The following is a 13,030-nucleotide window of genomic DNA, read 5'->3' as shown; positions in this document are numbered from 1 at the left end:
CTATGCAACTTATTGATTAACCGCAACACTGGCCGACGGGAAGCGCTGCTCGCTAGGCTGGCGGCATGGCACTGCGCAACGCGATCATGTCGACCCTGTTGGAGGGCGAGGCGTCCGGCTACGACCTGGCGAAGGCGTTCGACGCGTCGGTGGCGAACTTCTGGATGGCCACACCGCAACAGCTCTACCGGGAGCTGGACCGGATGGAGGCCGAGGGGCTGATCAGCGCTCGGGTCGTCGAACAGGAGCGGCGGCCGAACAAGCGGCTGTTCTCGCTCACCGGGGCGGGCCGCGCCGCGCTGCGCTCGTTCACGGCCACGCCGCCACGGCCGTCCGCGATCCGGGACGAACTCCTCGTCCAGGTGCAGGCCGTGGACGCGGGCGACCCGGACGCCGTGCGTACGGCGCTGCTGGAACGACTGACGTGGGCGCAGGCCAAGATCGACCGCTACGAGCGCCTGCGGGCGCGGCTGCTGGACGGGCGTTTCGAGGACGAGTACCTCGCCACGGCCGAACGGATCGGGCCGTATCTGACGCTGATGCGCGGCCTGTCGTTCGAGCACGAGAACCGGCGCTGGTGCGAGCGGGCGCTCGCGGTCCTGGAGCGGCGTGCCGCCACGCCGGCCCCCGCACAGGGGCCGGCCTGACGGTCGACGGGCCGGCCGGTCACTGCACCTGGCGGGAAGCCTCGACGGGCCGCAGTTCGGGGCGCTTCGCGACCCGCCCGTCGCCGGAGGAGCGGCCGCGCAGACGGCGCAGCAGCCACGGTCCGAGGAAGGTGCCGATCCAGGCGGCCTCCTCGGCGGCCCGCTGCCGGGTCCCCGCCACCGGGAGCGGCGGCAGCGGCTCCGCCCACCCGTCGTCGCTTCCCGGCAGCGCGAGCGCGTGGGCCGCCGCTGCGGCGATCCCGGCGTGGCCGAGCGGGCTGGCGTGCAGCCGGTCCGCGCTCCACATGCGCGGATCGGTCGTCACCCGGTGCGGGAAGAAGTCGACGACCACGACGCCGCGGTGGTCGGCCGCGGCCCGGATGCGTGCGTTGAGGTCCAGGACCCGGGGTCGCAGTCCGCGGGCCAACGGCGCGATCCGGCCGATGTCGGGGAAGGTGAAGGTGAGCACCCGCGCCCCGGTGGCCGTGAAGGCGGCGAACATCGCGTCCAGTTCCGCCACGACCGCGCCCGCGTCGAACCCCGGCCGCATCAGGTCGTTCATCCCGGCGACCACGGTGACCAGGTCCGGCCGCAACGCGAGGGCGGGAGCGAGCTGTTCGGCCCGCACCTGGGCGGCGAGCCGGCCGCGGACGGCGAGGTTGGCGTAGAGCAGGCCGGGTTCCCGCTCGGAGATCGTCTCGGCCAGTCGGTCCGCCCAGCCACGCCAGCCGGCCGTCCCGTCACCGTCGCCCAGGCCTTCGGTCTGGCTGTCGCCGACCGCGACGTAGCGGCGGTAGCCCGTCGTCGCGCTCACGCTCCGGCCGCGCCCCGCGCCTCGGCGGTGATCCGCTCGAACTGCGCGCCCATCGCCGCGGCGAGTGCCTGCGCGCCGGAGAGCGGGCGGACCATCACCGTGAACTCGTCGATCAGGCCGTCCTCGTCGAAGTGGAGGAAGTCGCAGCCGTGCACCTCGCGGCCGTCGACGGTGGCCTTGAACACGAAGGCGTGGTCGCGGCCGTCGGCGCCGTTGATCTCGCGGACGTAGTGGAAGTCCTCGAAGACCCGACCTGCACCGCGCAGGATCGCGGCGGTGACGGCCTTGCCGGAGTACGGCTTGAAGGCGACGGGGCTGGTGAAGACGACGTCCTCGGCCAGAAGGGCCTCGATGGCGTCGTGGTCACCGGCATCGACGGCTGCGCGGAAGGGGTGCACGGCGGGCTCCATAGTCAACAAATTGAGTAGTGTCCTGCGCGGGAGCCTAGCCTCGTGCTCCATGTGCTGTCGAGGGTGCGTACAGCGGCGGCCACGGCTCCGGGTCCGGCTGTTTGAGGACGCGGCCGTGGAACCGTCTTGTTAGCGCTAACAGAAGCATAGGATGCCAAGCGACGTCCCCCTGGCCGGCACGGCAAGGCAGGGCCCGGGAAGGCTCGTTGACCGCCACGTTGACCTGCATCACCCCCTGAACGAGGACCACATGACCGAGTCGAACCTCGTCGTGCTGTCGGCCGGTGACGCGGCCCTCGCGCTCGACATCACCGGACCCGACCTGCCCCGGGTGCTGCACTGGGGCGTCGATCCCGGCCTCCGCGCCGACGACGCCGCACAGGTGCTCGATGCCATGGGCCGGACCCCGCGCCACCAGGCCGGAAGCCTGATGCCCTCCCAGGGGAAGGGCTGGTTCGGGCGTCCGGCCCTGACCGGGCACCGCGACGGCCGGGTCCGCCCCCCGCGTTTCGAGCTCGCCGAACCGGTCGCCGTGCGCGCCATGGACGGTTGCGGCGGCGCCGTCCACGTGCGGGCCCTGGACCGTGGCGCGGGGCTCGCCCTGGACACCGAGCTGCAGATGACGGAGCAGGGCGTCGTGCGGCTACGCCACGCCCTGACCAACACGGCGGCGGGCACCTACACCCTGGACGGGCTGGCGTGCGTGCTGCCGGTCCCTGCCCACGCCGTGGAACTGCTGGACTTCGCCGGCCGCTGGGCCCGTGAACGCTCCCCGCAGCGCGCCCCGCTGCGGCAAGGCGTGTGGTCGCGGGAGAGCCGCCGGGGCCGCACCGGCTTCGACGCCGGACTGCTGCTCGCCGGCGCCGCGGGCTTCGGTTTCCGGCACGGCCAGGTCTGGGGCGTGCACTCCGCCTGGAGCGGCAACCACGTCCAGTACGCGGAGCGGCTGGCCGACGGAACGACCGTCCTCGGTGGCGGCGAGCTCCTGGACGCCGGTGAGATCCGACTGGCCGACGGCGAGTCCTACCGGACCCCGTGGGTGTACTTCGCGACCTCCGGGACGGGGCTGGACGGAATCAGCCGCGGCTTCCACGAGATGCTCCGGGCCCGGCCCCGGCACCCGGCCACCGCCCGGCCGGTCACCCTGAACATCTGGGAGGCGGTCTACTTCGACCACGATCCCGAGCGGTTGCACGCCCTCGCACGCACCGCGGCCGCGGTCGGGGTGGAACGGTTCGTCGTGGACGACGGCTGGTTCCGGCACCGCCGCCACGACCGGGCCGGCCTCGGCGACTGGTACGTCGACGAGGAGGTGTGGCCCGACGGACTCCGCCCGCTCGCCGACCACGTCCACGGGCTCGGCATGCAGTTCGGTCTCTGGTTCGAGCCCGAGATGGTCAACCCCGACTCCGACCTGGCCCGCGCCCACCCCGACTGGCTCCTGGCCGACCCCGAACGCCTCCCGTTCGAGCAGCGCAGCCAGCACGTCCTGGACGTCGCGCACCCCGACGCCTACGCCCACCTGCTTGAGCGGATCGGCACCCTGATCGGGGAAGTGGGCATCGACTACCTCAAGTGGGACCACAACCGCGACCTCGCCGACGCCGTCCACGACGGCCGACCCGGCGTGCACGCGCAGACCACGGCGGTCTACCGGCTCCTGGACGAACTGCGCACCCGCCACCCCGAGCTGGAGATCGAGTCCTGCTCCTCCGGCGGCGCCCGCGCCGACCTCGGCATCCTCGACCGCACCGACCGGATCTGGGGATCGGACAACATCGACCCGATCGAACGCCAGGCCATCCAACGTTGGACCGGCCTGCTGCTGCCCTACGAACTGATCGGCTCCCACGTCGGCTCCGCCCCCGCCCACATCAGCCACCGCGACACCGAACTCGCCTTCCGCTGCGCCACCGCGCTGTTCGGCCATGCCGGCATCGAGTCCGACATCTCGGGTTGGTCGAAGGACGACCTGACCGCGCTCACCGCCTGGGTCAGCGCCTACAAGCAGCTGCGGCCGCTGCTTCACGGCGGCGACGTCGTCCGCACCGACCACCCCGACCCCGCCGCCTGGGTCCACGGCGTCGTCTCCCGGGACCGGGCCCACGCCGTCTTCGCCTACGTCCAGTTGGACACCTCCGTCGCCGAGAACGGGGCACCCGTACGGCTGCCGGGCCTGGAGCCCGCGACCCGCTACACCCTGCGCGTGCGCCCCGAGCTCTCCTCCCCCGAGGACACCTGGCCCGCCTGGGCACGGCGGACGACCGCACCCGCCCTGACCGGGCGGTACCTGGCCCAGGTCGGCCTGGCCGCTCCGTACCTGGCCAACCGCCCCGGCCGGGCGCTGGTGATCGAAGCACGGGCGCAGCCGGCCGCCGCGCCGGAGTGATCCGCGCCCACCGCGCCGGCGCCGCGCACCGCTCCCGCTCCGATCCGCCGCTCCGTCAACCGTGACTAGCGGCGGGTCAGTGGCCGATGTCCGGCGCCGGACAGGTGAGCCGGTGGCGACTGCCCGCCGCCAGACGCAGCCGCAGACGCCGCACGTCGCCCGCAACCGTGGCCGCCACGAGCAGGTTGCCCTGGTCATCGGTCACGACGGGAGGACCCGCGCGCTCGGGCAGGTGGAGGTCGACCGTGATGCCCCGGGCGGCGCGCAGTTCCGCTCAGCTCCGCGGGCGCCGGCCCCACTCCCGGACGTGGTGGTGCGCGTCGGCTCTCAGCCGCGGTCACTCCTCGGTCAGTGGCGCACGACTGGTCCGGTGGCACCGGGACGGTCCGGATCCGGGGACGGGCGGTCACGGGCCGGCGGGGATGGCTCTCCCCCGGCGAGGTGGTCGCGCAACCAGCGTTCGGTGGTGTTGACGTGCATCAGGGCGGCGGCCTGGGCGAGGTTCGGGTCGCGGGCGACGAGGGCCTGGTGGATCGCCTCGTGCTCGGCGACGGTCCGCCCCGCCGCGTCCGCTTCCGCCAGTCCCCGCCAGGCCCGGGCGCTGAGGGTGCGTCCGGAGATGTGCTCCAGCAGCGTGGCCAGGGTCTCGTTGCGGGTGGCGCGGGCCACCGCGTGGTGGAAGGCCGCGTCGTGCCGGAGCAGCAGTTCCACGTCGTCCTGGGCGTCCCGCATGGCCGACAGGTGCCGCTCCACCTCGGCGAGGTCCTCGTCGGTGACGCGGGTGGCGGCCAGCGCGGTGGCGACCGGCTCGAACAGCCTGCGCACCTCGGTGAGTTCCAGGACGGTGTCCCCCTGGAGCAGTTCGACCGCGCCCCCGAGGCCTTCCAGCAGCAGGCCGGGCGCCAGGCTGGTCACGTAGGTGCCGTCGCCGCGCCGGATCTCCAGGACCCGGGCGACGACCAACGCCTTGACCGCCTCGCGCATCAGGTTCCGGGAGAGCCCGAGGTCGGCCGCGAGCTGCTGTTCGGGGGGCAGCTTCGCTCCCGGGGGCAGCTCGCCCTCCCGGATCATCCGGCGGATTCGGGCGATTGCTCTGTCAGTCAGCGACACGGCGCCAACGTAGCAGGTGGTCCCATGTCCTGAAAGGGAACGAGTCCTTCCTGTCGCGCCAGTGAGCCCAACCGGCCAGGTAGTTGTCCGATCGCCCCGGACGCATCGGGGTGCCCGGGGCCGGATCCGTCCCATCTGTCGGCGCGGAGGCGACCGGAACCGGCGATGCGAGGAACCGCCCGGTCGCGCGCACGCGAACCACACGTGATCTCCGCAGAAGCCTCGCGCCGGGCCGGTGTCGCGAGCGGGGCAGTTCTGCGTAGGCTCCGCAGATCACCCGTCGCGGTATGCGGGCATCTACGGAAGATCGAATGAGTTACTGCACGCTCTGCCAACGGCATCTCAACGGCGCGCTCTCCTGCCCGGGCTGTGGACGGCCGCAGGAGGCGCTTTCCCGGCAGGAGCCCGAACCCCCGGTCGCGGACCCGCCCACCGCGGCTCCCGAACCCCGGAGGGCCCGGCGGCGAACGACCCGGCGGCGCAGCGCCCGGCTCGCCCTGGCGGCGCTCGGTCTGACGGCGGTCGGACTGGCCACCGCGGTGGCGGCCTTCGGCCAGGACGATGGCGAGGCGGTCCCGCTCACCTCGGGCGGTACGGTGACGTCCACGTCGACGGCCACGCCGTCCGCCCGGGGGCCTGTGAGCGTTCCCACGAGCGTGACGGCCTCGCCGAGTACGGCGAGCCCTCCGACACAGCCGTCGGTCGGCAGCACCCGGCCCACCGCGTCGAGGACGACCGCCACTCCGTCGCACACCGCCCCGACCGAGCCGACCGCTCCCCGGCCGACGCAGCCCACCACGGCGCCGCCGCCCACCCGGCCGTCGCCCGGCCCGGCCACTCCCACGGCGACAGCGACGCCGGCCTGCAAGCCGTTCCTCTTCTGGTGCGCCTGACCCCTTTCCGCCGTCCGTCGCAGGGAAGGGGCCCGACCGGCCGCGCCGCCCGCCACGGTGAAACTTTCACCAGCGGGACCGGCCCCATCGGCCGTATCACCGGTATTGCGGCGAAGGGACCTTGACTGCTCCTGGACAACCAACGGTCACTGATGCAGCGTCGACATCCCGTCGAGAAGAGGTCCCATGCTGCCTTTCCGGTACTTGAAGTCCCGCCTGCTCGCCGTGCTGCTGGCGATCGGCGCCGCGTTCGGGGCGAGCCTGTCCGTCGCTCCTCAGGCCGGCGCCGCCTCGTTGACCCGGATCACGGGTTTCGGCGACAACCCGACCGGCCTGCAGATGTACGTGTATGTGCCGAACGGCGTCAGGGCGCGTCCGCCGATCCTGCTGGCGCTGCACGGCTGCCAGGGCTCCGGGCCCTACCTGTACTCCAGCACCGACTTCGCAGCGCTGGCCGACCGGTACGGGTTCGTCGTCGTCTACCCCTCGACCAGCCCCGGCGGCAGTTGCTGGGACGTCTCGTCCGACCAGGCGCTGACGCGCAACGGCGGCAGTGACCCGGTCGGGCTGATGTCGATGATCAGGTACACGGAGCAGCACTACGGCGGGAACCCCGACGCCGTGTACGTCACCGGCGAGTCGTCGGGAGGGATGATGACGAACGTCATGCTCGCCGACTACCCGGACGTGTTCAAGGCGGGCTCCGCGTTCATGGGCGTGCCCTACCACTGCTTCCACACGGGCACCGTGCGCGGTTGGAACGGTCCGTGCGCCGGGGGCCAGGTCTCCATGACGGCGCAGCAGTGGGGCGACCTGGTGCGCCGTGCCGATCCCGGCTACACCGGGCCCCGCCCCCGTGTGCAGTTGTGGCACGGTACCGCCGACCCGATCCTGAACCACCGCGACCTCGGCGAGGAGACCAAACAGTGGACGAACGTCCTCGGGGTGCGCCAGACCCCGTCGTCCACTGACACCCCGGCCACCGACTGGAACCGGGCCCGGTTCGCCGACCGCTCCGGCGTCACACAGGTCGAGACGTACAGCATCACCGGCGCCGGCCACCAGCTGCCGGTCAAGGGCACGCCGATGGCCGCCTACGCCGTTCACTTCATGGGGCTGGACGGCCGCGGACCCGCCCGGGCCCGCGGCTGAACAGGCTTCGGAGCCGTGAGCTCCCTCCGTTACGGGGTGTCGGCCGGTGGGAGGTCGTGGACGGTGACGGTCGGGTGCAGAAGGCGGGTGTGGTCGAGTGCTCGTGCCCGGCCGGTGAGGCGCAGCGGCACGGTGAGGCGGGGGTCGGTGCTGGAAGCGGAGATCCGCAGTTCCAGGGCGCCGGGTTCGACGATCCGCCGGCCGTCGCGGCCGGTGAAGGAGGCGAGGTCGGCGGGGACGGTCAGCTCCACCCGGCAGGTGGCTCCGGCCGCCAGCGGGATCCGCCGGTAGCCGATCAGCCGCTGAACCGGCTGGACGACGGAGGCCACCGGGTCGTGGAGGTACAGCTGCACCACCTCGGCGCCCGCCCGCGAGCCGGTGTTGCGGAGGTCGAAGGCGAGGCGGAACGCGCCGTCGGTGCCGGTCTCGGCCTCCCGCACCTCCAGGCCGGACCACGCGAACTCGCTGTAACCGAGGCCGTGTCCGAAGCCGTAGGCGGGTGTCGGGTCGGTGCTGGAGACCCCGCCCGCCTGGGCCAGCCTCGCGGCCAGGTAGGTCGAGGGCTGGACCCCCGGGTGGGCGGGGACGGAGACGGGCAGCCGCCCGGACGGGTTGACCCGTCCGCTGAGCACTCCGGCGAGCGCCTCCGTCCCGGCTTCCCCGGGGAAGAAGCACTGGACGATCCCGGCCGCCTCGGTGACGGCCCGCCCGAGGGCGTAGGGGCGCCCGGCCAGCAGGGCGACCACCACCGGCTTCCCGGCGTCCAGCACCGCTTCCAGCAACTCCCCTTGTCTGCCGGGCAGTTCGAGGGAGGCGACGTCGCAGCCCTCTCCGCTGGTGCCGCGACCGAACAGCCCCGCCCGGTCGCCGAGGGCGAGCACCACCACGTCGGCCCGCTCGGCGGCGCGCACGGCTTCCGCGATGCCGGCGGTGTCCTCGCCGCCGTCCTCGCCGTCGACCGTCACGCCGCGCACCGTACACAGCTCACTGCCGGGGAACTCGGCCGCCAGCGCCTCGCGCAGGGTGGGGAGTCCGATGCCGAGCGGGGTGTCCGGGTGCCGGCTGCCGACGTGCACGGGGAAGGAGTAGCAGCCGAGGACCGCCATGGGTTCGTCGGCGTTCGGGCCGATCAGCGCGATCCGGCTGGGCTCGCGCAGCGGCAGCAGGCCGTCGTTGCGCAGCAGTACCACGGCCTGCTGGGCGAGTTCGGCGGCGAGCGCCCGGTTGGCGGGCCGGTCCAGGTCGATCAGGCCGCGCAGCGCCCGCGGTTCGCTCGGGTCCGCGTCGGCGAGGGCGGCCGGAACGGGCGACCAGTCGGCGTCCAGCAGCCCGAGTTCGGCTTTCTGGACGAGGACGCGGCGCAGCGCCCGGTCGATCAGCCGCTCCGGGACGGTGCCCGAGACCACCGCGTCGAACAACGGCTGCCCGAAGGTGTCGACGGTGGGCAGTTCGACGTCGACCCCGCTCTCCAGGGCCATTGCGGCGGCGGCGGACCGGTCCTCCGCCACACCGTGCAGGGTGTGGAGGAAGGCGATGCCGAAGTAGTCGGCGACGACCGTGCCGGTGAAGCCCCAGGTGTCCCGCAGCAGCCCGGTGAGCAGGTCCCGGTCGGCGGCGGAGGGCAGGCCGTCGGTGTCGGTGTAGGCGTGCATGACGGAGCGGGGGCGGCCTTCCCGCACGGCCATCTCGAAGGGTGGCAGGATCACGTCGGCGCGCTCGCGCGGGCCCATCGACACGGGGGCGAGGTTGCGGCCGGCGCGGGAGGCCGAGTACCCGGCGAAGTGCTTGAGCGTGGCGACGATCCCGGCCGACTCCAGGCCCTGGACGTAGGCGGTCGCGACGGTGCCGACCAGGTACGGATCCTCGCCGATCGTCTCCTCGACCCGCCCCCAGCGGGCGTCACGGACCACGTCGAGCACCGGCGCGAGGCCCTGGTGCACGCCGACGGACCGCAGGTCGCGTCCGATGGCGGCGGCCATCGTCCGGACCAGCTCCGGATTGAAGGTGGCGCCCCAGGACAGCGGTACGGGGTACGCCGTGGCGCCCCAGGCGGCGAAGCCGGCCAGGCACTCCTCGTGGGCGAGGGCCGGGATGCCGAAGCGGTTGGCGGCGGCGATCCGCTGCTGGGTGCGCAGCAGCGAGAGCGCGCCGAGCGCCGGGTCGACCGGGGCGGTGCCGAACGGCCGGGTCAGCTGGCCCAGTCCGAAGGGCAGGAGGGTGTCGAGGTCGGGTGGCGGCTCCATCTCGTGCTGGTGGGGGGCGACTTCCTCGCCGTCGGCGTCGGCGCCGACCCAGACGCCGACCAGTTGGGCGGTCTTCTCCCGCAGGGTCATCGCGGCGATCAGGGCGTCGGCCCTGGCCTCCGGGGCGAGCGAGGTGTCCCGCCAGGCGGGTGCGGGCTCGGGGTTCCGGTGGTCGTTCACTTTCCTCCGACCCCCGTCAGGCCCTGGACCAGGGCGCGGCGGGCGAACAGGTAGACGATGAGGACGGGGAGCATGGACAGCACCACGGCGCTGAGCAGTCCGGGCACGTCCACGCCGTGTTCGGTCTGGAAGTCGTACAGGCCGAGGGTGATGACCTTGGTGGAGTCGGACTGGGTGAGGATCAGCGGGAAGAGGAAGCCGTTCCAGGCCTGGAGGGCGGCGAAGACCGTGATCGAGGACAGTCCGCCCCTGGACAGCGGGAGCACCAGCTGGCGGAACACCCGCGCCGGGGACGCGCCGTCCATCGCCATCGCCTCGTACAGCTCGGGGCCGATGTCGCGCATCGCACCGGTCAGCACCAGGGTGCAGACCGGCAGGCAGAAGGCCGCGGTCGGGAGGATGACGCCGATCAGGTGGTCGTACAGGCCGGTCTGGCTGATGACGTAGAACATCGGCACGATCACCGCCTGGGCCGGGATCGCCAGCCCGAGCAGGAACAGCCGGAACACCCAGCCGGTCGCCCGGCCGCGGGCGCGCACGATGGCGTAGGCGAGTGGCGGGACGACCAGCAGCACGATGGCGACCACGCCGGCGGTGACGGTCAGGGTGTTGAGGAAGTCCTGGCCGAAGCCGTTCGACAGGTCGGTCAGGTAGTTCTGCAGGGTCCACCGGGCGGGCGGCTTCAGCGGGCCCCCGGTGGAGTAGTCGGAGCGGGTGCGGAAGGTGGCGATCAGCAGGACGTACAGCGGCAGGCCCACCAGCACCAGCCACACCAGGGAGCCGAACCCGGCCAGGACGTTGGGGCGTCGTCGCATCACAGGCCCTCCGCCGTGCCGCGCATCCGGTCGTAGCCGGAGAGCCGGACCACCGCGAGCGAGATCAGGGTGGCCACCACCACGAGGACCAGCGCGATGGCCGAGCCCACACCGAAGTCGAAGCCCTTGAAGGCCTTTTGGTACATGTAGTAGGCGGTGACGGTGGTGTCGGTGCCGGGTCCGCCCTGGGTGAGGATCAGCACCGTGTCGAAGGTGGTCAGACCGCCGACCACCATGAGGATCACCGAGGTGATGATCGTGTTGCGCAGCTGCGGCAGGGTGACGTGGAGGAACTGCCGTACCCGGCCCGCGCCGTCGACGGCGGCGGCCTGGTAGAGCACCTGGGGGATGGCCCGGGCGCCGCCCTGGTAGATCAGGGCGTGCAGCGGGGTGAACTGCCACACGCCGACGAAGGTCAGTACGCCGATCGCGCCGCCCTTGCTGCCGAGCAGGTTGCCGTCGCCGAACAGCCAGGTGAGCTGGGCCGGCACGCCGAAGTTGGGGTCGAGGACGGCCCGCCACACCACCGAGACGGCGGTGGCCGAGAGCAGCAGCGGCACGAAGTAGACCGCCGACAGGACGGCCCGGTTGCGCTGGTGTCCGGCGGCCCAGACGCCGAGCAGGATGCTGACCGGCGTCTGGGTCACCACGCCGAGGGCGGTGAGCAGCAGGGTGGTCCAGACGGACTGGATCATCACCGGGTCGTGGAGCAGGGCGGTCCAGTTGTCCAGGCCGTTGAAGCGCGGTTCGCCGATGCCGTCCCAGCTGGTGAAGGAGAGCACGACGACCAGCAGTAGCGGTGTGAGCGCGAACATCAGGAAGAACACCGCGGCGGGGAGCGCCCAGACGAAGCCCGGGCGGGTCGCCGCCGCGCCCGGACGCGCGGCGCGCGTCATGAGGTCGGCAAGGCCTGCATGGCCTTGATGAAGCCGTCGGTGTCGAGCCTGCCGTCGAAGAACTGCTGGACGGCGGTGTGCATGGGGGTCATGGCGCTCGGCGGGTACGCCTGGTCCCAGGAGAGCTGGAAGGAGGGGGCGGCCTTGACCAGCTCGTACTGGTCCTTGGAGTACCCGGGGCTGGCCGAGAGGTCGAGGAAGTTGACGGTGCTGGTGGTGGTCGGGAGGTTGCCGATGGCCAGTTGGGCCTTCACGAACTCGTCGGAGTACATCAGTTCGAGGAAGGCCGCGGCGGCCTCCGGGTGCTTGGTCCTCTTGAGCACGGAGTAGAAGTTGTTGGTGTTGCCGACGACGTCGGCCGGGTCGCCCTTGCCGCCGTTCAGGGCCGGGAAGCCGGTGTAGCCGAGGCCGGACTTGGCGAAGTCGGGGTTGGCGTCCTGCTGGGTGGAGTAGTACCAGGAGCCCATCAGCTCGAAGGCGGCCTTGCCCTTGGCGACCAGGGCCGGGGAGCCGCCGTCGGTGAACTTGACGGAGTCGTAGTTGCTGCCGAACGCCCCGGCGTCGACCAACTGCTTGAGGGTGGTCAGCGCCCTGCGGCTGTCCTCGCTCGCCCAGGCCTCGCGGTCGCCGCCGAGCGCCCGTTGGAACAGGCCCGGGCCGGCGATCCGGTCGTAGAGGTACTCCAACCACATCAGGGTGGGCCACTGGTCGCCGCCGCCGAGCGCGATCGGGGTGACGCCCCTGGCCTTCAGGGTCCTGGTGGCGGCGACCAGGTCGTCCCAGGTCTTCGGCGGGGTGAGCCCGGCGTCCGCGAGCACCTGCTTGTTGTGGAACAGCAGCACCGGCTGGGTGCCGCGCATCGGCACCCCGTACGGCTTGCCGTCCACCACCGCCGAGTTGAAGACCGAGGGCAGGAAGTTGTCCTTCAGGCCCGGGTCCTTGGCGATGAAGTCGTCCAGCGGCAGCAGCAGGCCCGCCTTGACGAACGGCTGGATGGAGCCGCCGCCCCAGTTGAAGAAGACGTCGGGGGCCCGCGGCGTGTTGATCACGGTCTGGAGCTTCTGCTGGTAGTCCGCGCCGGGGATGGTGTCCAGCACGGCCTTGACCTTGGAGGTCTTGTTGAAGGTGTCGACGAGCTGCTTCTCGACCTTGTTGGCGGCGTCCCCGTAGACCAGTACGTGGATCGTGCCGTCGCCGGCACCGGAGGAGGAGTCCCCCGAGCCGCAGGCTGCGGACGTCCCCAGGACGAGTGCGGTGACCGCGGTGATCGCGGCGGCTTTCGATCGCATATCCTGCCCTCTGTTTCGAATGTTTCGAGCAAGTTGCCGAATGTTGTGGGAAACCTAGATCCGTGGTGACCGTCCGTCAAGAGCCCCGACGGGATCGGCCCGCGACTCGTCCGGGGGGCTAGCATCCGTGCGGTACGGCCACCCGCGGCCGTCTCGTACAGCCATCCACGACGGAGTTCGCCCAGCAGGGGC

The 13,030-nt window shown here is 72.3% G+C and carries 12 protein-coding genes; 3 read left to right on the top strand and 9 right to left on the bottom strand.

What is annotated here, in order from left to right:
- Positions 1-65 precede the first annotated feature (65 nt).
- The gene (locus tag HS99_RS03155; protein WP_030279348.1) at positions 66-647 is read left to right on the top strand and encodes a PadR family transcriptional regulator; all 582 of its coding nucleotides are present in this window, start codon (positions 66-68) and stop codon (positions 645-647) included.
- A gap of 19 nt (positions 648-666) precedes the next feature.
- Here HS99_RS03155 and HS99_RS03150 read toward each other — a convergent pair whose 3' ends face one another.
- Positions 667-1,461 (bottom strand): SGNH/GDSL hydrolase family protein, encoded by a 795-nt coding sequence (locus tag HS99_RS03150; protein WP_030550408.1) that lies wholly within the window; start codon positions 1,459-1,461, stop codon positions 667-669.
- A complete protein-coding gene (locus tag HS99_RS03145) occupies positions 1,458-1,859 on the bottom strand; it encodes a nuclear transport factor 2 family protein (RefSeq protein ID WP_030279344.1) in 402 nt (133 codons plus the stop codon). Before HS99_RS03145 ends, HS99_RS03150 begins: the two co-directional genes overlap by 4 nt.
- A gap of 262 nt (positions 1,860-2,121) precedes the next feature.
- On the opposite strand from HS99_RS03145, the gene HS99_RS03140 reads away from it, so the two are divergent.
- Positions 2,122-4,260 carry an alpha-galactosidase gene (locus tag HS99_RS03140; protein ID WP_046385609.1) on the top strand — a complete coding sequence of 713 codons (2,139 nt, stop codon included), beginning with the start codon at positions 2,122-2,124 and terminating at the stop codon, positions 4,258-4,260.
- A gap of 76 nt (positions 4,261-4,336) precedes the next feature.
- Here the strand turns inward: HS99_RS03140 and HS99_RS47635 are convergent, their stop codons facing one another.
- From HS99_RS47635 to HS99_RS03130, 3 genes are all read right to left on the bottom strand, one after another.
- A complete protein-coding gene (locus HS99_RS47635; protein ID WP_267885506.1) occupies positions 4,337-4,465 on the bottom strand; it encodes a hypothetical protein in 129 nt (42 codons plus the stop codon).
- A gap of 143 nt (positions 4,466-4,608) precedes the next feature.
- Positions 4,609-5,370, bottom strand: coding sequence for a FadR/GntR family transcriptional regulator (locus HS99_RS03135; RefSeq protein ID WP_046385610.1), 762 nt, complete (start codon positions 5,368-5,370; stop codon positions 4,609-4,611).
- A 316-nt stretch (positions 5,371-5,686) separates the two neighbouring features.
- Positions 5,687-6,238, bottom strand: coding sequence for a hypothetical protein (locus HS99_RS03130; protein ID WP_030550406.1), 552 nt, complete (start codon positions 6,236-6,238; stop codon positions 5,687-5,689).
- A gap of 211 nt (positions 6,239-6,449) precedes the next feature.
- Here HS99_RS03130 and HS99_RS03125 point away from each other — a divergent pair, with 211 nt between their 5' ends.
- Complete coding sequence (locus tag HS99_RS03125) at positions 6,450-7,415, top strand: extracellular catalytic domain type 1 short-chain-length polyhydroxyalkanoate depolymerase (RefSeq protein WP_094742846.1); 966 nt, start codon at positions 6,450-6,452, stop codon at positions 7,413-7,415.
- Positions 7,416-7,444: 29 nt separating this feature from the next.
- Here the strand turns inward: HS99_RS03125 and HS99_RS03120 are convergent, their stop codons facing one another.
- From HS99_RS03120 to HS99_RS03105, 4 genes are all read right to left on the bottom strand, one after another.
- The gene (locus HS99_RS03120) at positions 7,445-9,748 is read right to left on the bottom strand and encodes a beta-xylosidase/alpha-l-arabinosidase (RefSeq protein WP_094742852.1); all 2,304 of its coding nucleotides are present in this window, start codon (positions 9,746-9,748) and stop codon (positions 7,445-7,447) included.
- Between the two features lie 86 nt (positions 9,749-9,834).
- Entirely contained in the window at positions 9,835-10,653 is an 819-nt protein-coding gene (locus HS99_RS03115) for a carbohydrate ABC transporter permease (RefSeq protein ID WP_030279332.1), read from the bottom strand.
- Positions 10,653-11,549 (bottom strand): carbohydrate ABC transporter permease, encoded by an 897-nt coding sequence (locus HS99_RS03110; RefSeq protein ID WP_030550402.1) that lies wholly within the window; start codon positions 11,547-11,549, stop codon positions 10,653-10,655. The genes HS99_RS03115 and HS99_RS03110 overlap by 1 nt, the downstream gene beginning before the upstream one ends.
- Complete coding sequence (locus tag HS99_RS03105; RefSeq protein ID WP_030550400.1) at positions 11,546-12,838, bottom strand: ABC transporter substrate-binding protein; 1,293 nt, start codon at positions 12,836-12,838, stop codon at positions 11,546-11,548. The genes HS99_RS03110 and HS99_RS03105 overlap by 4 nt, the downstream gene beginning before the upstream one ends.
- Positions 12,839-13,030: the final 192 nt, after the last annotated feature.

Origin of the sequence: Kitasatospora aureofaciens (genome assembly GCF_001188955.3) — a bacterium.
GTDB classification, from domain to species: Bacteria; Actinomycetota; Actinomycetes; order Streptomycetales; family Streptomycetaceae; genus Kitasatospora; species Kitasatospora aureofaciens.
This window is presented reverse-complemented; position numbering and strand designations above follow the sequence as displayed.